This is a genomic window from Pedobacter sp. AC163 (assembly GCF_979258665.1).
The window spans coordinates 2,049,332-2,072,388 of sequence record NZ_OZ409872.1 but is presented as its reverse complement, the minus strand read 5'-3'; the positions used below and the strand labels follow the sequence as shown (position 1 = coordinate 2,072,388).

Sequence of the window (23,057 nt, the reverse complement as noted above, 5' to 3'; positions counted from 1 at the left end):
AAAGTTAAAAAAATGCGCTAGCTATGCCAAATTATTTTTTTAAAATAGCGTAAATGCCGAAGGCAAAACCAAATAATACCACTAAAGGAGCAAGTAATGTTCTTCTAAAATCGTAAATGTCGCCTGTTGTGCCCATCATTAAAATGAAGCCAAGAGCTACAATAGCCATACTAATTAACAACAATTGATAATTCTTTTTCGTAAAAACCAACTCGTTTTTCACATCCTTTGCAATCGGATTTGTTTTTTTCTCTAATGCCATTATCTGTAAAGGTTATAAGATTTTAAACGTAAATATCTGCTCACTGCAAACCAGGTACTAATGCCTGTTATAAATATGCCTATAATTACTAATGCAACAAATACAAAACCAAATTCTTTGTAATTGTTTAAAATGATAATTTCGGGCACTTCTTTTCTGGCATATATTAAAGTAGCCAATAAAATAATGATTGCAATGAACGCTGCTATTAAACCATGTAATGCAGCAAATAATAAGAAAGGACGTCGAATAAAATTTTTCGTTGCACCAACTAGCTGCATACTTTTGATTAAAAATCTTTGAGAATAAATAGCTAGTCGTATCGTGTTGTTTATCAGTGCAATAGAAATGACTAAAAGTAGTGCTGCAAAAGCCAAAATAATCAATCCAATGGTATTGATATTTTTGTTTACCATGTCAATTAAAGAGCTTTGATAAACAACCTCTTTAACCACGGGGTTTTTTGAAATAGAAGCTTTCAACCCCTCTATACTTTTGTTATTTGCGTATTCTGCTTTCAAATACACATCAAAGGTTGATGTTAAAGGATTGTAGCCTAAAAAGTTTACAAAATCCTCGCCTAAATCCTGAGTAAGATTTCTGGCTGCAAGCTCTTTGTTTACGTATTGGGTTTGTTTAACCGCTTTATTTGCATTTAACTCTTTTTGGAAAGCCAAAACATCCGCCTCTTTCGCACCCTCATCTACAATGATATTTAAAACTATGTTTTCTTTAACATAGTTTGATAGGTTTTTGGCATGTACAAGTACCAACCCAAGCAGTCCGAGCATTAATAAAACCAATGCAATACTAATAATAGTAGAGATATATACGGTTTTGGTTTTCTTAGATGCGTCACTTACTTCGAATTCTTCCATGTATTTTTCTTTTGTTTTTGCGAAAATATAAATTATACCTGATAAACACCAATATAATCATCATTAACGGCACAGGCCAATATTTAGTTTGGGAAATACCTTAAAAATTTTGATGATTTTAACAGTGCGGTACGAAATTTGTTCAAAGGCCGTTATCTTAATAACCCAATTAAAATTCAAATGAAAAGACAAATTACCCTGCTCGGTTTAATTATTGTATTTACCTCTGTTCTATTTTCGTGTAAGAAAGACGATGAGTCTGTTAAAGCTCGTATTACTGGTAGATGGAGCATCGCGAAGATAGAGGTATCTGGCTACACAGCTGCTGATGCGCTGGCAGATCCAAGTAAAGTTAATGTTCCAATTATTGGCTTAAGCGGCGACTATATGGATTTCAAAGCAGATAATGACGATCAGGTAGAACAAAGTATTAAAGGAAACAGAACCATTGGCAATTATGTTATCGTTGATAACAAGTTGAATATTTCTTTTGCTGAAGGCAATTATTATGGCACAGTTACGGCGCTAACTACAAACCAATTGCAGTTTACTGCTAAACTTGATAAAACAAACGTTGTTAAAATCTATTCTTTAACACGATAAAAAATCTTAATTCCCCGATTATTTGCTTGCGCCATTGGTTTTACATCAGTGGCGCATTTTTTTAAGTCTTTCGTCATTGCGAGGCGCGAAGCAATCTTTAAAGAAAAAGTGGATTGCTTCGTGCCTCGCAATGACGATCTATCGAACAAACCTGTAAATCCTAATTCAGTGAAAATCTGTGTTTCCATAGCTAAAATTATGTTTCACTAAACCCCTTAATTTCCGTAATTTCGCCCCTTTAAAAATTAAAACTTGCAATGGATTACCAATTCAAAGAAATAGAACAAAAGTGGCAGAAGTTTTGGGCCGACAATCAAACATTCAAAGCCGAAAATCATTCTGAGAAACCAAAATATTACGTGTTAGACATGTTTCCTTATCCATCAGGAGCTGGCTTACATGTTGGTCATCCGCTGGGTTACATTGCATCAGATATTTTTTCGAGATATAAGCGCCTTAAAGGATTTAATGTGTTGCATCCAATGGGATACGATTCATTTGGTTTGCCAGCAGAACAATATGCTATCCAAACCGGTCAGCATCCGGCTATTACAACGGAGGCAAACATTGCCACTTACCGTCGGCAGTTAGACCAAATTGGTTTTTCTTTTGATTGGAGTCGCGAAGTGCGTACCAGCGAGCCATCTTATTATAAATGGACGCAATGGATTTTCATGCAGTTATTCAATTCATGGTATAACATTGAAAATGATACCGCAGAAGACATCACTACCTTAATTGAAAAATTCAATGCCTCAGGCACAGCAGATGTAAAGGCAGTTTGCGATGATGATGTGAAATCTTTCTTACCGAGTGATTGGGCTACTTTTACAGATGAGGAAAAACAAATCGAGTTGTTAAAATACCGTATGACTTACCTGAGAGAAAGTACCGTAAACTGGTGCCCGGCTTTAGGAACAGTTTTGGCAAATGATGAAGTGAAAGATGGTTTTTCTGAGCGTGGCGGATTTCCTGTTGAGCAAAAGAAAATGATGCAGTGGAGCATGAGAATCACGGCTTACTCGGATAGGCTTTTGCAAGGTTTAGATACTATCGACTGGCCTGAACCTATTAAGGAAATGCAGCGCAACTGGATCGGTAAAAGCGTTGGTGCGAGTGTGAAGTTCCAGGTGGAAGGCAGCGATAAACAAATTGAAGTTTTTACCACTCGTGTAGATACTATTTTCGGCGTTTCCTATTTGGTATTGGCGCCAGAACACGAATGGGTTGCCGAACTAACTACGGCAGCACAAAAACAAGATATCGAGAATTATATATCTCAAACCAAAAAGAAATCGGAATTAGACCGCATGGCGGATACAAAAACGGTTTCAGGTGCTTTTACTGGTACTTATGTGATTAACCCGGTAAATGGCGAACGCGTTCAATTGTGGATTGCCGATTACGTACTTGCCGGTTATGGAACCGGTGCGGTAATGGGTGTGCCAAGTGGCGATCAACGCGATTGGTTATTTGCAACGCACTTCAACTTGCCAATTATTCAGATTTTGGACCGTCAGCAGGATATTGAAATACAAGCTGACCCAACTAAAGAGGGCAAGTATATTAACTCAGGTTTTATTAACGGGTTGACTTATAAAGAAGCTGTTCCGTTTTTAAATAACTGGTTAGAAGTAGAAAAAGTGGGTAAAGCGAAAGTTAATTTTCGCCAGCGTGATGCGATTTTTGGTCGCCAACGTTATTGGGGAGAGCCAATTCCGGTTTACTTCAAAGATGGTTTGCCATACTTGATTAAGGAAGAAGAATTGCCTTTAATCCTACCCGAAATTGATAAATATTTACCTACCGAAACCGGTGAACCACCTTTAGCAAGAGCTGAAGGATGGAGCCCGAAGGAGGGCGGACATTATGAATTAAGCACCATGCCGGGTTGGGCAGGAAGTAGCTGGTACTGGTACCGTTACATGGATGCCAATAACAATGCTGACTTCGCTTCAAAAGAGGCTATTGAATACTGGAAGGATGTAGATTTGTACATTGGTGGTTCAGAACACGCAACCGGCCACTTATTATACAGTCGTTTCTGGAACAAATTTTTGAAAGATTTAGGTTATACCATGGAGGAAGAACCTTTCAAAAAATTGATCAACCAAGGGATGATTCAAGGTAGAAGTAATTTTGTATATAGAATTAATGATGCCGATGGCAAGCCAACTAACACTTACGTTTCTGCGGGACTAAGAAAAGAATATAAAACATCAGCATTACATGTTGATGTTAACATCGTAGAAAACGATACGCTAGATTTAAATAGATTCAAAGCCTGGAGGGAAGAGTATGCTAATGCTGAGTTTATTCTTGAAGGTGGAAAATATACTTGTGGTGTTGAAGTCGAGAAAATGTCTAAATCAAAATTCAATGTAGTTAATCCAGATGATTTGATTGAGCGTTACGGAGCTGATACGTTGCGTATGTATGAGATGTTTTTAGGTCCGCTGGAGCAAAGCAAACCCTGGAATACAAACGGTATTGAAGGCGTATTTAAGTTTTTGCGCAAATTCTGGAGATTATTCCACAATGAAGCCTGGGAGTTTGCTGTTTCGGATGCTGAACCGACCAAAGCCGAACTGAAATCGCTTCATAAAATCATTAAGAAAGTTCAGGATGATATTGAACGTTTCTCTTTCAATACATCTGTTTCCAGTTTCATGATTGCGGTAAATGAGTTAACGGATTTAAAATGCAACAAACGGAGCATCTTACAAGATATGGTGATTATTTTGTCGCCTTATGCGCCACACATTTGCGAAGAACTTTGGATTCAATTGGGTAATGAAGCAGGTAGCTTGTCTTACACGGAATTCCCGATTTTCAATCCAGAACATTTAGTAGAGGATGAATTTGCATATCCTGTTTCTATCAATGGTAAAATGAAGATGAATCTAAATTTGAGTTTAACGTTAGCGCAGCCAGAAGTTGAATCTATTTTATTAGCAGATGAGCACTTCCAGAAATTTTTAGATGGCAAAGCACCTAAAAAAATCATCTTCGTAAAAGGCAAGATTATTAATGTGGTGGTTTAATTAAGAGGAAAGCTTAAAGCTTTATACAGTTTCAAAAAGATAACCCTGAGTTGAGTTTTCAACTCAGGGTTTTTTATGCGCTTCGTCATTTTGAGGTACGAAGCAATCCTAAAACTATGGGTTTCATAGCGAACGCATTAAGATTGCTTCGTACCTCGCAAGGACGACCGTTTGTGTTTTGGGTATTTTGCAATTTGCCTATTCATTGCCGTCCGGCTTCAGCCGACGGAAATAAAAGAATTGCAAACTCAACTCAGGGTTTTTTATGCGCTTCGTCAGTTTGGGAAAGAAGCAATCCTACAATTGTGGGGTTCATAGCGAACGCATTAAGATTCCTTGCGTACTTCGCAAGGACGACCGTTTGTGTCGAGTATTTTGCAATTTGCCTATTCATTGCCGTCCGGCTTCAGCCGACGGATAAAAAAAGAATTGCAAACTCAACTCAAGGTTCTTATGCGCTTCGTCATTTTGGGAAAGAAGCAATCCTACAACTATGAGCTTCATAGCGAACGCATTAAGATTGCTTCGTGCCTCGCAAGGACGACCGTTTGTGTCGGATATTTTGCAATTTGCCTATTCATTGCCGTCCGGCTTCAGCCGACGGATAAAAAACAAAACCCGAGCTATAATTTACAACCCGGGTTTTATTATGTAATTGACAAGAAAGGCTTTAGCTTTTTTGCTTTGTTCTTTCAGCTTAAACTATGCTTTAGCCTTATTTCTATTTCCGCCGAACCTACGGTTGTTACTGGCATTACGAGGTTTGCCGCTCATGTTTCCATCACCGCCACCTCTTTTGCCACCACCGCCACCTTTCGATTGTGCTTGTGGCTTGCGTTTAACCTGGTTTTTTGCCAGCATACTTTCCCAGGTTAATGGGTAAGGGTGGTTATCCACAACAGGTAACGTAATTTTAATCAATTTTTGAATATCTAATAAATACTCATTCTCTTCGGCATCGCAGAATGAAATCGCAATACCATTTGCACCCGCACGACCAGTACGGCCGATTCTGTGTACATAAGATTCAGGAATATTGGGTAATTCGTAGTTAAAAACGTGAGATAACTGATCAATATCAATACCGCGGGCAGCAATATCAGTAGCCACTAAAACGCGGATTTTTCTATCTTTAAAATCAGTTAAAGCCCTTTGACGAGCATTTTGCGATTTATTCCCATGAATGGCAGCAGCTTTAATTCCAGCATGGGCTAAATCTTTCACAATACGATCTGCACCATGTTTTGTACGGGTAAATACCAAAGCTGTCTCAATCGCTTTGTCTTCCAACAAATGAATTAAAAGTTTCTTTTTATCCGGCTTATCTACAAAATAAATCGATTGGTTAATGGTTTCAGCGGTAGAAGATACTGGTGTAACCTCCACTTTTGTCGGACTAGATAAAATGGTATTCGCCAATTTTTGAATTTCATCAGGCATCGTAGCCGAGAAAAATAAGGTCTGGCGCTTTGCAGGCAATTTAGCCACCACTTTTTTCACATCGTGGATGAAACCCATATCCAACATACGGTCAGCCTCATCCAAAACGAAAAGTTCTATCGTATTTAAACTGATGAAACCCTGGTTCATTAAATCCAACAAACGGCCTGGGGTAGCCACTAAAATATCAACACCTTTACGTAAAGCTTCTACTTGCGAGTGTTGGTTTACACCACCAAAAATAACCAGTCTGCGTAAATTAAGGTTGCTTCCGTAAGCTTTAAAACTTTCTTCAATTTGAATCGCAAGCTCACGCGTAGGAGTTAAAACTAAAGCTTTTATATTTTTAGTTGCTTTAGTATTGATATGTTTTTCGTGCAATAATTGCAACATTGGGATGGCAAAAGCCGCGGTTTTACCCGTTCCGGTTTGTGCGCAACCTAATAAATCTTTTCCTTTTAATATTGTGGGTATGGATTGCTCCTGTATTGGCGTAGGTTGAGTATAACCTTCTTTCTCAAGGGCCTTTAAAATTGGCTCAATGAGGTTTAATTCTTTGAATAACATGTGTTTTTTTCTGTAATATTTATCGAAGAAGCTAGAACGATCAATTGTTGAAGGACTAACTTGCGGAGAGAATATGCCATTCAGAATGGCAAGCCCTTATTCCTGCTTCGCTGCAAAGATAGGTAAATTAAAATGATTGAAGGAGTGAATTTCGAATCTATGAATTGTTAAATGATTCAATCAGCGAAGAGCAACTAATTTTGAATGGACGAGTCGGACGGATTGAATGACTTTAGGATGGTTTATTCTATCATTCAATCATCCTCTAATTCAATCATTTCTCTTCCTTAAACCTGCTAAAGCAAATTAAAGCGATTAAACAGAGTCCAAAACCTACAATTCCATTTAAGCGTAAACCGAAATCATTTCCTGGATCTTTTCCATAGATAGTCAGCATGGCAAAAATGGCTATTCCAAGCGTTTGCCCTAGTTTTACAAACAGGTACTTCACTGCAAAGAACATCCCTTCATGGTTTTCACCAGTTTCCAAGGTATCTTTTTGAGCAATATCAGCCAAAATGGCGTTGGGTAAAATCCCTAATGCCGCCAACGGAAAGGAAGCAGAAAGGACTAAAATATAAAGTTGCGTACGAGGTAATAGCGGTAGTTTACCCAAAAAGAAGATCGTTACAAAGATTAAGCATAAAACAACAAATGCTAAAAGAACAAATGGTTTTTTGCCAATTTTTGCTGATCCGAAATTAACAACGGGATAAAAAAGTAAAGAAGCCATCACCATGGCACCCATGAATTTTCCGCCTTCTGATTCTGGCAAGCCCAGTAAAACGGTACAGAAGAATAATAATCCGCTTGAGATAATGCTCAAAGCCGTATAAAAAGCAAAATCTGAAACGAGGTAATATTTGAAATTGCTGTTTTTAAAGGTATTTTTAATCGCAGGCCAAAGTTGAATGTGTGTAGGTTTAGCTACCGAAAAATCTTTTTCGTTAATAAAGAAAACAGGCAATAACATCACCAATCCTGATAAAATACATAAACCCCAAATGGCTATTTGCACAGCCTCGCTTCGGTTTGCAATTGCAAAATGCTGCTGAACCAGATCAGCAAAATTATTGGTACAGGCAGATAGAATAATTCCGATCACAAAGCCGACTTGCTGGTAGCTGGATAATTTCACTTTTTGTCTCGGGGTATTCGTTACCTCAGCCAATAAGGCGTTATACGGAATAATGTAAGTGGTGACTGAAACGAAAAATAAACAAAGTGTTATGGTTAGCCACCAGGCATTGTGTAAACTTTCACTTTTTTGTATTGGGTAGAAAACTAGTCCACAGAAAATGATTGCTGGTATAATGGCCCATTTCATAAAGGGCATCCTTCTGCCCTTCGGGTTTGTGCTTGCATCGCTTTTAGAAGCAATAAAGGGATCGAAAACTGCATCAACCAATCTTCCGGAAGCGGCAATAATGGATAAGATATTGAACAACCCTAAAAAAACAAGCTGCGGTACCAATGGCGGTAAGCCAGCGTTACTTGGTGGCAGATAAAAATAGGGCAGCATCACAATGATGATATTCGTCATTGTGCTCCAACCAATCATACCGGCGGCGTAAGCAATTTCTTGTTTTAGCGAGAGTGTTTTATTCATTAATTTGGTTAAAACTAGATTATTTATTCGTCATTTCCCTACGCTCAAGTAGGAATGAAGATTTATTTTCCTATTCACTACAATTAGGTTTGTTTTATGCAGGGTAACTTAATTATTTTACGGTAAAGCGCCAAACAAATCATTTAATAAAGGTTTTAAAATCACATTTATACCCAACGGAAGCTTAGGTGCTTTTCAAATGCCACAATCTTAAATAAGCTGTCATTCTGAGGCACGAAGAATCTGCAGCCTATGAAATACCCTTCCTGCGGAAGGCACGCGAAATGGATTTGTCATCGATTGAAGCTCCAGAGGAATGCTTTTGGCACAATCTCATTTATGGTATCTTTTTATCAAATGAGATTGCTTCGTGCCTCGCAAGGTCGACCGTTCTTAACATCATTAATATCGATTTTTATGCGATAAATTAACCATCAGAAGGTTAGAAGTTTTAAAAAGATTTCAATTTATTTCTTGTTGAACAATCTCGATATGAAATAGATTACTAAAAATCCTATAAAGATATAAAGTCCATTTAATGCAGCATTTGGGTCATCGGCATAAATACTAAACGCTACAAAGGTATAAGCAGCAATAAATATGATGGGCAAAACAGGATATAATGGAACAGTATAAATGGTTTTCTTATCCAGATTTGCAGTTCGCTTTCGAAGGATAAAAATCGTTGCTGCAGAACTTGCCATACTTATGCTTTCAAGAAAAATGGTGTAGTTTAAAATCTTATCGAATGTTTTGGCGTAAAAAATGATCACCACTGCCACTACCGTAAAAATAGTTAAGCTCCAGGTAATCACCTCGGTTTTTTTGTTCATCTTACTGAAAAAGCGTGGCAAAGCACCTTCTTCGCCCATAGCAAACATTGCCCTCGGGTTGCTTAGCAGGTTTACATTTACATAACCCATCACGGAAATGAAAATGATAACCGAAAGCATTTTGAAACCCGCCGGGCCAAATATTTTCGAAGCCAAAATTGCTGCAATACTTTCTGCGGTTTTCAGTTCTTCAAAACCGATAACTTTAACATAAACATAGTTAAGGATGAAGTAAAGTGCTACGATTATGGTTAAGCCGATGATAATAGATCGCGGAATGATCTTCTTGGCGTCTTTCACTTCGCCACCAAAATTAATGGTTTGTGCATATCCAGCGTATGAAAATGAAACCGCTATGAGGCAAAGCCCTAAAGCCTTGCCGTAATCTTGCCAACTTGGTAATACACCACTGCTTGTTTTGAAAACCGGAGCAACATCCTGGGTTTGTCCGCCAAAAAATACCGCACAAATTAAGGTTAAGATTAAGCCGATTTTGATAACTGTTAAAACATTTTGAGTTTTAGAACTGGCTTTTAAGCCGAGCAGGTTAATGAGGTAAAATATTAAAATAGTGGCGATGGCAATGGCTACACGATAAGTTTCATTCTGCATTTCTGTAGGTAACACAATTTTGCTTAAGTATTCTGCACCAATTATTGAGATTGCCGCAACCGATGCAGCACTGGAAATAAGCACAATGCAATTAATAGCAAATGCAATTGAAGGATGATAGGCTTGCGAGAAAATTTTGTAGTAGCCACCGGTTACGGGGTAACGGGAACCGATTTCGGCGTAAGTTAATGCACCACAAAAGGCTACAAACCCGCCAATAAACCAAGCCAGATAAAATAATTCGGGTATTTGCGCTTTTGTAGCCACGTTTACAGGCGTCCGGAAGATGCCCATTCCGATGACCAAACTAACCACAATCATGGATAAATCGAAGAGCGAAAGTTGCTTTTTTTGTTGCATTAGGGAGTAATAAAATAATGGGGTGAAGATAGGTAAATAGGCTGGATAGAAGATGTATGATTTGAGATCTGAAAATGGATTTGAGTGTTCACCTATTATTCATTTTAACTCCTACATTTTAGTCGTTTGTTTTGTTGAAATTTTCTTTTGCTAGCCTCGCAGAATAAATCTATTATTGTATAATAATTTTTGCTATTAGAGATTTGCGAAGTCAAACAACGTTTAACTCGTAAAAACTCGATATCAAATCATCCCTAAATACTTATCATGTTGACTGTTAAAGCTTGCTCCGAACCATCCCTCGGTATGGCTGCTTTGCGTTGTGCAAAGTTCAATCAATCTGGTAACAAATAACAAAATTTATGGCAGAAGTAATTTATAACGACGACAGCATTCGCTCATTAGACTGGAAAGAACACATCAGACTACGCCCCGGTATGTATATTGGTAAGCTTGGTGATGGCTCTGCGCAAGATGATGGTATTTATGTTTTATTGAAGGAAATTGTCGATAACTCAATTGATGAGTTTGTGATGGGAACTGGAAAAACCATTGAAATTACAGTTTCTGAGCAAAAAATAAACGTCCGCGATTATGGACGTGGCATCCCCCTTGGGAAAGTTATAGATTGTGTAAGCAAGATTAATACTGGCGGAAAATACGATAGTAACGCCTTTCAAAAATCGGTTGGTTTAAATGGCGTGGGAACAAAAGCAGTGAATGCTTTATCTACCAGTTTTACTGTACAATCTTACCGTGATGGGAAAACTAAAAAAGTAGAATTTTCTAAAGGTGAAATTGTAAATGAACAACCTGTTATAGATACTACTCAGCGAAACGGTACTGCCATAACGTTTTATCCCGATGAAACTATTTTCAGAAATTACCACTACATTCCCGACTTCGTAGAGAGCATGGTTTGGAATTATGTGTTCCTTAACACGGGTTTAACCATCAATTTCAATAACCAGAAATATTTTTCAGAGAGAGGTCTTTATGATTTGCTTTCTAAATTCAATAAGCCTGAAGAAATCCGTTACCCGATTATTCACATGATCGGTAACGATATCGAAATTGCGATGACACATGGTCAGCAATATGGCGAAGATTACCACTCTTTTGTAAACGGACAACATACTACACAAGGTGGAACACACCAGGCTGCTTTTAGGGCAGCGGTGGTGAAAACCGTTAGAGAGTTTTTCAAAAAGGAATTCGATGCTGCCGATGTTCGTTCATCAATCATTGCGGCAATTTCCGTTCGTGTGCAGGAACCGGTTTTCGAATCGCAAACCAAAACGAAGTTAGGCTCTCAAAATATGGGGCCTGAAGGACCTTCAGTAGCAACATTTATCAATGATTTTGTTAAAAAAGAGCTTGATGATTATCTACACAAAAATCCGGATGTAGCCGATGCGCTCTTAAAGAGAATCAATCAATCAGAAAGAGAGCGAAAAGATATTGCCGGAATCAAAAAGCTGGCAAATGACAGAGCGAAGAAAGCTTCGTTACATAATAAAAAACTTCGCGATTGTAAGGTTCATTTCAATTCTACGCATGAGAAGCGATATGAAACTACCTTATTTATCACTGAAGGAGATTCAGCATCGGGTTCGATTACCAAATCCCGGGATGTAGATTGTCAGGCCGTTTTCAGCTTGAAGGGTAAACCGCTTAACTGTTATGAGCTCACCAAAAAGGTGGTTTATGAGAACGAAGAGTTTAACCTTTTACAACATGCTTTAAATATTGAAGATGGTTTAGATGGTTTGCATTACAACAACATCGTTATCGCTACTGATGCGGATGTGGATGGCATGCACATCAGATTGTTAATGATGACTTTCTTTCTCCAGTTTTTCCCTGATTTAGTAAAAGCAGGACATGTTTACATTTTACAAACCCCATTGTTTAGGGTTCGAAATAAAAAAGAAACCATTTATTGTTATAGTGATGAAGAGCGCCGAAATGCTATCGAAAAATTAGGAAATAAACCTGAAATAACCCGTTTTAAAGGATTAGGAGAAATTTCTCCTGATGAGTTTGGTTTGTTTATTGGAAAAGATATTAGGCTAGATCCTGTTATTTTGAAAGATCAAACCATTAAAAGTTTGCTGGAGTATTATATGGGCAAAAACACTCCCGATAGGCAGCAACACATCATTAGAAATCTGCGTGTAGAAAAAGACGAGGTACAGGAAGAACCTAAAATTATTGATGAAGTAGCATAAAATTCGGCGTTGATGTAATCGCAAAAATTAAATCAACGAAATTGAAACCCACTAAAAGTTCAGCAGGAAAGTATTTAATAGTCGTATTTTTAATCTTAGTCATTTTCGGAATAACAGCAGGTTTATTCGTTAATTTCTCAAAAATACCACTCTTAAAATCGGTAAATAAAATTGCTCAGGTACAAAGTGATTTTACAAAACTAGATAGCTGTATTTTTAAATTGTACAATGCAGAAAATAGCTGTAGAATGTATGTTGTTAGTGGAGAGAGAAGCTATTACAAACAGTTCGTAAAAGAGATTAAGGAAATTTCCTTAATCATGGATACAATAGAGAAACAGAATAATAGCGAAAGAGCTTTTAGTTCCGATAACTTTGATCAACTCATTCTTCAAAAAAAGCTTCGTACCGCCCAATTTATTCAGCTTAAAAGGCTTTCTGATAGCTTAATTAATTTTTCAGTTGAGGTAGATAAAGACGTAGAAAAGATAAATCCTCAGAGCAAACTTTTTACCGCAAGGCAATTCAAAAGCATTGTAAAAATTGATACGATAAAACCAAGTGTTGCCGCACAGCCAAAGAAGAAATTTTTCGGACGAATTATTGCCGCCATAAATGATAAGGGTAAAAATAGTGTCGACAGTTCTAAATCAACATTTATTAAAACCATTATTACTGCCGATACCTCCTCACTCAATTTGGCATACAACAAATTGCAACTTAAAGCCATTAACGATTACTATTTAAAACTTTATCGTACCAATAAAAAACTTAAAGACAAGGAAAAACAGTTGCTCGATGTAAATCACCTCTTGATTTCGACAATTGTTGATGGGCTGAAGAAATACAAATCCACAGAGAAGGATTATTATTCATCTGTACAACAAGTTATTAGTGTAACAGCGTTTAGCACGGTAGAAAACCTGGATAAATTTACCTGGGTTTTACTTGCTTTGGCTGGAGGCTTACTGCTATTCGTTTTTTACATGGTTTATAAATTTTATAGAAATGAAACGGCATTAATTGATTATAGCAATAAGGCCGCATTATATGCCCTTTCGAAAAGTAGGTTTTTAGCCAATATGAGCCACGAGATCAGAACCCCGCTGAACTCAATTGTTGGTTTCTCTGAACAGCTAACGCAGGTTGAATTACAAGCCGAACAGAAGGAGCAGGTTGGCGCCATCAGAAATTCGTCTGTAATGCTACTTGATGTGGTGAACGATATACTTGATTTTTCGAAATATGAAACAGGAAAAGTTACTCTAGAAAGTGTTCCATTTTCTCCCTTTGTGGCTATTCAAGATGTTTTTGATAGCATGAAAATCCAAGCTGATAAAAAGAAAATCGGCTTTGTTATGAATATGGATATTGATAAAAACCTGTACATTTTGGGCGATCCGTTGAGGTTGAAGCAGGTAGTAATGAATTTATTAAGCAATGCAATAAAATTTACGGCAGAAGGAAAAGTAAGTTTAAACGCAAGTCTCGAGCATCTTGAAAGAAACAATACAAGCTTAAAGGTTAGTATTGTTGATACGGGGATGGGTATAAACCCTGTTGACCAAAAAATTATTTTCGATGAGTTTGCACAAGTTTATTATGCCTCTACTAAAGAAAAGCAACAGGGTACAGGGCTTGGTTTAGCCATTTGCAAAAAAATTGTAGAGTTTCAGGGCGGAACTATCGATGTAAAAAGCGTTGAACGAAAAGGTTCTACTTTTTCATTTGAGTTGCCATATCAAATTACAAATAAACCTATTAGCCAAGATTTACCAGTATCTAACTGGGATGTCGAACTTCAAATCTTGGCAGGAAAAAGAGTCCTTCTGGCCGACGATAATATGCTGAACATTTTGCTTGCCAGTACCATTCTAAAGAAATATAAAGTTACTTTTGATGCCGCCTATAATGGGAGGGAAGCGTTAGAATTGTTTAATGAAAATGATTACGATTTGGTATTAACAGATATCCAAATGCCTGAAATGGGTGGAATAGAACTCACTCAAAAAATTAGAAGCTGCGAAGACATGAACAAAAGATCCGTATCAATACTGGGTGTTACGGCAAATGTAATGCAGGAAGATCGCAAAAAGTACCTTGCTTCTGGCATGGATGAGTTGGTGCTCAAACCATTTTTAGAGCAAGAATTATTAGAGAAAATTCTGAAATATATTCGCAAATAACAAACAAATTCTATCAAAGAAGATTTGCACTAAAGACTAAAGACTAAAGACTAAAGACTAAAGACTCTTCTTTTCCGGTTCATCAACTGTATCTTCAGGGTGTTGGGGAGGCAGTATATCCACCTTTTTTTCTACTATGGTAATTTTCGTAAAAACAGCATATTTACTAGGTGCAATTCCGCCATCATATTTTTCGGCGTAAGCCTGGGTAAATTCTGCACCAAAATATAAAATAATAGAGGTGTAATAGATCCAAAGTAAAATTACAATAATGGAACTGGCCGCACCAAATGCAGAGCCTGGATTTCCTTTTTCGATATAAATGCCAATTAAGTACTTTCCTAAACTGAAGAGTACTGCAGTAAATAGTGCGCCGATAATAGCCGATTTCCATTTGATGATCACATCTGGTAAAACCTTGAAAATTACCGTAAATACTGCAGTTACCGCGGCCAAAGTAATCACGTTATTCAAAATATAAATGATTAATGCCATGGTATCATCAGCCACAGGAACAACTTTATCTATTTCAGTTTTTGATAACAATGAAATGAGTTTATCGCCCAAGCCTACTACCACACTATTTACAACTAATGAAACCAGTAATAAAAATCCCATCGAAACGATTAAAGAAAAGGAGAGTAGTCTGTTGGTAATCATTTTTAGCCAGCCTTTTTTCGGGATTGCTTTTACCTTCCAGATCATATTGATACTGTCTTGAATTTCAATAAATATAGCTGTCGAACCAACAATTAAGGTTGCAATTCCGATGATTAGTCCTATCGAAGATTGACCGCTTTTGTTAGCGTGTTCAACAAAGCCTTGAATTTGCATCGCCGCATCGGGGCCAACCATATCGTTTACTTGCGCAAAAAACTTATTCCTGGTTTCTGTATTCATTTTATCACCGAAAAACAAGGTTGCGGCAGATAAAACAATGATGATTAGTGGGGTGAGGGAGAAAATGGTATAATATGCTAAAGAAGCACTTAATTTAGTGATTCTATCTTCAGCAAAACCCTTCCCAGCTGCTATAAAAAGATGATAAAGTGCAATAAAAAACTGTTTGATTTTTTTGATTAATCTCATTTAAAAAGTTAAAAAGGATAACCAATCCCGATATTAAAAATTAAATTTTGTCTGCGCCAGTCCTTATTTCCAAATGCGATATCATCAAACACCCAGCGCTGACCTTCTGCAAGATACGGTTTACGAACAGGAAATGCTACATCCAGGCGAACTACAAAAATTGAAGCATCAACACGCAATCCTGCTCCGGTACCCACAGCTAATTCGTTAAGCACATTTTTTAATTTAAATTCCGAACCTAGCCTGCCGGTATTTGAAGTTCCAGGAACGCCCATATCCTCTTTGCGTAACCAAATATTTCCAGCATCAACAAATAAGGCGCCATATAAAATACTTACAATTTTAAATCTCAGTTCCGAATTCAGCATTAATTTGATGTCGCCACCTTGATCAGCAAAAATGGCATCATCTGGTACTTTATATGTTCCGGGACCTAAGGTTCTGGCCGGAAATGCCCTGATGTCGTTACTTCCACCAGCAAAAAACTGTCTAACAAATGGGAGTGAGGTACTATTTCCATAAGCATAACCGTAACCTAAATTCAATCTATTTGCCCAGGTTACATTTCTGGTCACTTTGTAGTAATCTCTTAAGTCTGCTTCTAATCTCACAAATTGCGATAAAGGAACGTTGAAAATAGAACGTTTGCCTTGCTCATCTTTTGGAACAAATGTTCCCCAAAGGTTACCACCAGTTTCTAGCGCACCATAGAAAAATGTGTTGTTTCTGCGATTGGTTTCCATTTGGTTGGTATAGGTAAAGTTGTAGCTACTACCAATGATAAACTGATTCTCTAATGTTGTTCTAAGTAAAGGGTTTTCAGCAAATAACCGATCTCTTGTTGTATCAGATGGAAATGTTGTTGAAACATAACTTACCGAAATTGGGTTAAAATTATGTTCTTTGTATTGATTTTCTTTGAAATTATAGCCAAACTCTCCTTTAAAAGCATGCAATGTATATTCTGATCCTCGGTTCAACATCTGGTAAGACAATGAAGCAATTGTTTTGGGGATAAAGGCTGTTGTACTATTGGGCTTATAAAACGGCACAATAAACCTTGGAAAGGTCAACTTTCCTTCAGCTGTAAGAGACAGTGAATTTTTACCTAATGAAGTACCTCTGGTTTGCGTTTCAAAACCACCACTCACGCTCACATCCAATTGCTCAGCCCCCCTAAAAAGGTTTCTTGTAGTTTGCGTAACCTTTACTTCAGAACCTACGAAATTGTTCGATTTACTGGTCCCCGTTACTGAGAAGGTAAGTGAATTTTTCTTTAGCGGTGTTAAATAAATATTCAAATCGAGTTCATTATTCTTGAAGCTATCTACCGGTAAAAATTCAGCTCTAACATCTTGAAAGGCACCGATATTTACCATCCTGTTTAAGGATTGGTTATGGTCTTTGCGGTTATATACTTCCCCTTTTTGAAAGAAAACCAATCGATCAAATAATCTGGGCTTGAAGGTATTGCGGTCATCGTAAATATTGAAATCATGATATTCCAAAGGCTTCAATTTACGAAGTGTGCTATCTCTACGGATCGAGTAATTCGGATAAATTTTAATATTTTTTATAGTATAGGGCTTCAACGCCGCGTCTGGAGCAATATCTTTAACCTTAACGGTAACATTTACCAGGTTTTTGCCGATCGTGCTATCAACCTGCATAATCAAGTAATCAGGACTGAAATAGAAGTATCCATTTTCTTTTAAGTCGTTATCAATTCTGATTCGCTCGTTTTTATAAACATCTAAATCATAAAAGTCTCCAACTTTTAACAGCGTTTTATCTTTATTGGCATTAATGATTTTAGTTAACACGCCAGAGTCAGGCGGAAAAGTGATTTTATTAATTTTATACCTCTCGCCAGTAACAGCAGTATAAATTGCCTTTCCTTTTTTATCTTTAACAACTGTATCTCCGGTTACAGCTGCTTGAAGGTAGCCTTCACTCAATAAATAGCTGGTTAATACATCGTTATTGTATTTCAATTTAACTTCACTCAAAAGTACCGGCGGCTCACCTTTTTTCCTGATCCAGTTTCTTAAACCTTTAGGTTTTTTAGGTTCACCAGCAAAGTTGTAGATAGCCAGTTTAAGTTTGTTATTTGGGCGGGGTCGGGTTTTAGTTTTTAAATCAGCCTTAACTTGTTTCTCATCATCAATTTTTCCTGCTGAATCTGGGTTGATGATCACATCTGCTCCCGTATATAAAATTTGTCCAGGTTTTAAGGATTTCGTACTACTGCAACCTGCATAAACTAAACAGGCCAATACAAATAAAATAGGTCTAGTTAGTTTTCTCATTTTGTGCTTTCTGTTCAATGTTTCTTGTTCTTCTATTGCGTTTTTTCTGGAAAATTTCTCTGAATTTGTTGTAATCAACCACTAAAGTAAAACCTAATCCGGTTTCAATAATCTGTCCTTGTACAATTACATCGTTTTGGTTGCGTCTGTAAGCTCTTAAACGGTACCTTCCATCGGCAGATAAGGCATATTCTACATTTACATTACCCGCAATATCGGTAGATTTTTCTCCTGGTGCTTGTGGTCCTTCCAATGCAAATGAACTTCCAACGGTAACAGTTAGCCTATCGTTCAATAATTTTTTAGATAAACCAATTTCCAAGTCCGTTTTTTGCTGCAGAGATCCGGTAGAATAATCTTCTGATGAATTTACACCAAAGTTTAAATCAACCCCTTGAATTAAATCCGAAGTTAAATTATTTAATTGTTCTGTTAATAATTTACTCACGCTCGATCGGGCAAGGGTAGAAACACCACCACCACCGCCAGACAAGCTTTGGAATGGATTATTAGCAATGAACCGATTGAGTGCTAATAAAGCAAAAACCTGTTTATTTAGTTCGCTTTCATCACGATTAACGTTTTGAAGTCGGGTATAAGACAAGCTCCCGATTTCTGTAGCTCTTTCATTTTCAGGTAAATCAATTCTGAATGAAATAGTAGGTTTTAATAATTCACCTTTCATCATTAAATAAACTTGAAATGGAATTTTGGTTTTGGCCTGTACTAAATCGGGTTGGTTAAGCAAATCAATTGGAGCAGCGTTAACTTCATACATTGCCGTTAAGTTGGCATTAGCCGAAGTTGGTTCGCCTGTCCAAATGATTGTACTACCTTTCACGATTCGGAATTCCTTTTTACCTAATGGTCCAACAGATAAATTGTAAGAACCATCCACCACCTCGTAACGTCCGGTTAAGCTTATTTTTCCGCTTGGATCCATGGTTGCATTCAAATCCGCATCTCCCTTGATATTAAGCGCATCACCATTTGATGGATCGACAACTACATTTAATTCTGCTTCAGGATCTATTTTCACTGCAGCAACTAGGTTTATTCCCTTTATTGGCGATTTGCTAATGCTATCTACCTTGAGTGCTTTCTGACCGTTAAAAGGCGGTGCATCTGCATCAATAAACTGAACAATTCCATCCTGATCAATGATTGATGGATCACTCGAAGGCAAAGCAAAGAAAAACTTAGTGCCTTTATTTACAGTGATATTCATGTTTACATCTGGCTGATTTAAATCTCCACGAACTTTAATGTCGCTGGTTAGATAAACCGTACCATAAATCATCTCATTATCAGCAGCAGTAGAATTAATTGCCCGGAAATTATTCATTCTGATATCCAGACCAAAGCGATAATTTTTATAATCTGTAGTTAAAACCTTTCCATTAATGGTTGCTTTCTGGTTCAAAGAATCGATCAATGTAAAGTTATTAAAGGCAATGCCCTCATTGGTAAAAGATATCTTCTCGTTCGGCATACGGAAATAGGAATTTACATAAGCCACATTTATTCCAGCGTTGTTAAAGGTTAAATCGCCTAATATTTTTGGAGCAGTTAATTCCCCTTTAACTGTTAGTGCACCAGTTAGTGTTCCCGTACCATTTTTCAGCTGCCCTTGAGATAAACTCTCGATATTTTTCATCTCAATTTTATCAATGTTCACCGTTAAATCTAAGGCGCTTTGAGGGGCGGTGTAATAAAATCCATTCACTCGTAAATCGTGAACGCCTGCTAAAGCCACATTAACTTCAAAGGCATTTTGTGTATTGTTGTTAACAGCCACACGCAAAGTCCCAAGTTGGTCTTTCTGGTAACGGAGCTGATCTATCGTTAAGTTCGCTTCAAATTTTGGCGTCGATGCCAAATCTTTCACATTGGCAGTTCCATTTAAACGGCCTCCAACTAAAGTAGTATCCGTTTCTGCGAATTTCGTTAAAGTTTCCAGTTGAAAATCTTTAAACTCAACACTTAAAGGTGCATTAGGCTGAGTTGGATTACTGTTTATTGATAGCGACTGACCACTATTGCTAATCGCAAACTGATTAACTAATATTCCGGATTGACCGAATTGAATAAAATTATCTTGCGATACCACCCACTTTTGATAATCCAATAAAAGTTTCTGCGGATCAAGGGTAAACTTAAAATCTTTGTTTATAGATTGAAAATTACCGCCAATTACATATTTATCTTTCAATTGTCTATCCCGAAGGAAGATATTAACACCTAATAAGTTGTTTAGTGCTTCACCGCTTATTTCGGTATTGAACAAGGCAATGGAAGGACTTTGTAAACTCTTCACCCTTAGGGCATAATCGAGCTTATTGTTTTCGTTATTGATGTTGATTGAAGTAGTATCAATTTTAAAATCTCCATATACCACCTGCGGGAAATTTCCTTTAATCTGTAAACTATCTTTCTGGGTATCAATTAAACCATAAAACTGCGATTGCTTGAAAACACTCAGCTCTGGAACAAACTGTTTCAGTAATTTCGAATCGTAAATTTGAACAGCGAACCGCATTCTTTGATCGGGAATTTTAGTTACCTGCCCAAAAGAATAATATTTGTTGATTTCGTTAATGAATGCACTACCGATTTTTGTCAGCTCGTACTTCCCATCAATTTTTGCCGATATAATTTCCGACTTCAACGAAAGCTCGTTTTCTGTAGCTGTCGATTTTGCCCGAACTGAAATGGTATCAACATTAATTCTTTGCGCATCTTTAGCCAACTGTAAGCCTGTAATATCTACCGAACCATTTAAATAATCTGCATCGGCAGTTTCTAAATCAACTTTTATTAAACCAGCAGCGCTTAACAACGTCGGACTAAAGTTAAGGGCCTGAAGATTTAACTGTTTTAAGTTCAAATTGGCCTTTACCGCAGGATATTTCCCCGCCAGATTTGCTTTGGCATCCAGAACAAAATTTGCGTTGCTATCTGGCATGTTACCTTTAATGGTAACATTCTGATTAGCATAAGTTCCTGCCAGATTTAAGTTTCGGTAAGTATATTTATTGTAGTAGGCGTTTAGTACCCGGGCGTTAAATTTGGCATTTATTTTTTTAGGATCAAGCCCCGTTCCAGCCACATTTGCTTTAACCGTTATTCGTCCTAATTTTGGTTGCATCTTTAACAAGCGGCCAACATTAAAATTGTTCAAAGAAACATCAGCTTTATAACGCTCTCTCCCTTTTGGTCCATTCATTGCTGCAGTTAAAATTGCACCTCCCATATCAGTTTGAATATTCATGTTGGTGTTAAAATCCGTTATCGAACCTTTAAATTTACCATTGGCATTAATCACATTTGGCAATTCGATTGTAGGTGGAAGGGATTTTTTTGGTACGGCAACTAAAATATCACTCTTGGTAACATAGAGCTTTTTAATATTTAAATCAAGGAAAGTTTTATTTATGTCGGGCAAACCTTTAGCCGTTCCGCTAATATCGATTTGTGTATTTTTTAATCCGGTGATTTGCAGGCGAGGAATGTTAAGGTTATTTAAATAGCCATTCACATCTGCATTTATTTTTATTTTTTCATTGCGGTAATTCGCTGGGATGGCATCACTAAAATAACCCGCATCTTTTAGTCCGATGGTTGTGTTTTTTAAGCTTAATGCTAGTTTCACTCTTTCCGGATGTTTAGTTAAATCATCCATCGAAGTGAAGTTCAGTTCCGTAGCATTTTCAATGGTGGTATTTGGTGTTTTTAAAACAAAGTTGCTTAGCTTAATTTGCTTGTCGTTATAGACAGCGTTTCCTTTTAACTCATTCAAAGCAAAGCCACTTTTCTCCTTTAGCGAACCATTTTTAACATTGGCCTTAATGCCATCGGCACTGTAACTTACGTCGCCAGCGCCAAAATTTAAACCAGTAATTTTTAAATGATTAAAATCCATTCCTTTCGGCGCAGCTTTTGCACCTAGGTTGTCAAATTGCACATTATTATCAGCCAGGCTAATGTTTTTAATCATCAGGCCGAGCGCCGATTTTTCAGCAACAACGGTGTCTTTAACCTTCTTTAAATCGTTACTTGGAGCAGGTTTAAAAGCAAAAAGAATATTCGATTTATTTAACTTGGCATCTTCTACCGAATATTTACTATTCGTTAAATCAACTTTAAGGTTAACCAGGCCCAATTCGTTAACATCAGCTACTGCTTTCGTAGTAGAAATCTGATCGTCGTAATTCACTTTTACATTGTTGAAAGCAAATTTTTCCACCTCAATCAATGGCAGTTTTCCAGTTTCCTTTTGGCTGCTATCTACACTATTGGTAACATGTTGGACCAGTTCTACCAAAGGTTTTTGCTGTAAATATCTAAGCGATGTATTATTCAGTGCCAAATCGCGAATTACGTAATGTTGGCCAGCTAAATCGAAAGTTTTTAGTTTTGCCTTAAATGCGCCAAGGTAAATTTTGGCATCGTTACCCGCTACATCATCACGGTAATTAATGCCTATATCTTCAAAAGAAACCTTATCAACAGAAAATTTCATAGTAGATGTGGTATCCTTATCCACCTTTTCTTCAGGTTTTTTTTGATCGCTCATAAAAGCATCAACTAAAAAAGAAAAGTTAAAAGTTGTGTCTGGCGCAATCCTTTTAACGTTAGCCCGTATGTTTTTTAGCTCAACACTGTTAATCTCAACAGTATTGTCCAATAGTTTAAATAAACTAATATCAACGGCTAGTTTTTCAGCATATAACAAAGTATCACCTTTTAAATCTTCGATATAAAACTTGTTCAAAACCACATCTTTGGGTAATGCGATTTTAATACTTTCAAGGCTAACTTCAGTCTTTGTTTTCGTTTTAAGGTAATCAATAGCTTTTCCCTTAACAAAATTTTGCACTGCAGGAATGTTGAGCGAAAGGGCAACAGCCACCACCAAAATGATGATAGATGCAATTACCCAAAGCAAAATTTTTAAACTTTTACGTACGTATTTATTCAAAGCGAATGTGTTTGGTGGTTGTTAAATGCCAAAAGCATGCCATTAAAATTAAA

The 23,057-nt window shown here is 37.2% G+C and carries 13 protein-coding genes; 4 read left to right on the top strand and 9 right to left on the bottom strand.

Annotated elements, in window-relative coordinates:
- Nucleotides 1-31 precede the first annotated feature (31 nt).
- Nucleotides 32-262 carry a DUF3098 domain-containing protein gene (locus tag ACZZZK_RS08695; RefSeq protein WP_463483808.1) on the bottom strand — a complete coding sequence of 77 codons (231 nt, stop codon included), beginning with the start codon at nt 260-262 and terminating at the stop codon, nt 32-34.
- On the bottom strand, nt 262-1,140 hold the full coding sequence (locus ACZZZK_RS08690) for a cell division protein FtsX (RefSeq protein WP_463483807.1): 879 nt from the start codon (nt 1,138-1,140) through the stop codon (nt 262-264). Before ACZZZK_RS08690 ends, ACZZZK_RS08695 begins: the two co-directional genes overlap by 1 nt.
- Nucleotides 1,141-1,320: 180 nt before the next feature.
- Here ACZZZK_RS08690 and ACZZZK_RS08685 point away from each other — a divergent pair, with 180 nt between their 5' ends.
- Nucleotides 1,321-1,743, top strand: coding sequence for a lipocalin family protein (locus ACZZZK_RS08685; protein ID WP_463483806.1), 423 nt, complete (start codon nt 1,321-1,323; stop codon nt 1,741-1,743).
- Here ACZZZK_RS08685 and ACZZZK_RS08680 read toward each other — a convergent pair.
- Nucleotides 1,725-1,931, bottom strand: a complete 207-nt coding sequence (locus tag ACZZZK_RS08680; protein ID WP_463483805.1) for a hypothetical protein — start codon at nt 1,929-1,931, stop codon at nt 1,725-1,727. The genes ACZZZK_RS08685 and ACZZZK_RS08680 overlap by 19 nt on opposite strands.
- A 69-nt stretch (nt 1,932-2,000) precedes the next feature.
- Between ACZZZK_RS08680 and leuS the strand changes: the two genes are divergently transcribed.
- Nucleotides 2,001-4,787: a leucine--tRNA ligase gene (gene leuS / locus ACZZZK_RS08675; RefSeq protein WP_463483804.1), complete on the top strand. Its 2,787-nt coding sequence runs from the start codon at nt 2,001-2,003 to the stop codon at nt 4,785-4,787.
- 702 nt (nt 4,788-5,489) lie between these two features.
- On the opposite strand, the gene ACZZZK_RS08670 is transcribed toward leuS, so the two are convergent.
- The 3 genes from ACZZZK_RS08670 to ACZZZK_RS08660 all read right to left on the bottom strand — a co-directional run bounded on the left by ACZZZK_RS08670 (nt 5,490) and on the right by ACZZZK_RS08660 (nt 10,208).
- Nucleotides 5,490-6,794, bottom strand: a complete 1,305-nt coding sequence (locus tag ACZZZK_RS08670) for a DEAD/DEAH box helicase (protein ID WP_463483803.1) — start codon at nt 6,792-6,794, stop codon at nt 5,490-5,492.
- Nucleotides 6,795-7,068: 274 nt separating this feature from the next.
- Nucleotides 7,069-8,403 carry an MFS transporter gene (locus ACZZZK_RS08665; protein WP_463483802.1) on the bottom strand — a complete coding sequence of 445 codons (1,335 nt, stop codon included), beginning with the start codon at nt 8,401-8,403 and terminating at the stop codon, nt 7,069-7,071.
- Nucleotides 8,404-8,870: 467 nt separating this feature from the next.
- Nucleotides 8,871-10,208: an APC family permease gene (locus tag ACZZZK_RS08660; protein WP_463483801.1), complete on the bottom strand. Its 1,338-nt coding sequence runs from the start codon at nt 10,206-10,208 to the stop codon at nt 8,871-8,873.
- Nucleotides 10,209-10,570: 362 nt separating this feature from the next.
- Between ACZZZK_RS08660 and ACZZZK_RS08655 the strand changes: the two genes are divergently transcribed.
- Together ACZZZK_RS08655 and ACZZZK_RS08650 are read left to right on the top strand one after the other, a co-directional pair.
- A complete protein-coding gene (locus ACZZZK_RS08655; protein ID WP_463483800.1) occupies nt 10,571-12,439 on the top strand; it encodes a DNA topoisomerase IV subunit B in 1,869 nt (622 codons plus the stop codon).
- A 41-nt stretch (nt 12,440-12,480) separates the two neighbouring features.
- Nucleotides 12,481-14,625, top strand: a complete 2,145-nt coding sequence (locus ACZZZK_RS08650) for an ATP-binding protein (protein WP_463483799.1) — start codon at nt 12,481-12,483, stop codon at nt 14,623-14,625.
- Between the two features lie 57 nt (nt 14,626-14,682).
- Here ACZZZK_RS08650 and ACZZZK_RS08645 read toward each other — a convergent pair whose 3' ends face one another.
- From ACZZZK_RS08645 to ACZZZK_RS08635, 3 genes are read right to left on the bottom strand one after another with little or no spacing between them, the layout of a single operon-like run.
- The gene (locus tag ACZZZK_RS08645) at nt 14,683-15,714 is read right to left on the bottom strand and encodes a YihY/virulence factor BrkB family protein (RefSeq protein WP_463483798.1); all 1,032 of its coding nucleotides are present in this window, start codon (nt 15,712-15,714) and stop codon (nt 14,683-14,685) included.
- Between the two features lie 8 nt (nt 15,715-15,722).
- On the bottom strand, nt 15,723-18,023 hold the full coding sequence (gene tamL, locus ACZZZK_RS08640; protein WP_463483797.1) for a translocation and assembly module lipoprotein TamL: 2,301 nt from the start codon (nt 18,021-18,023) through the stop codon (nt 15,723-15,725).
- The gene (locus tag ACZZZK_RS08635; protein WP_463483796.1) at nt 18,007-23,004 is read right to left on the bottom strand and encodes a translocation/assembly module TamB domain-containing protein; all 4,998 of its coding nucleotides are present in this window, start codon (nt 23,002-23,004) and stop codon (nt 18,007-18,009) included. The genes tamL and ACZZZK_RS08635 overlap by 17 nt, the downstream gene beginning before the upstream one ends.
- Nucleotides 23,005-23,057 lie beyond the last annotated feature (53 nt).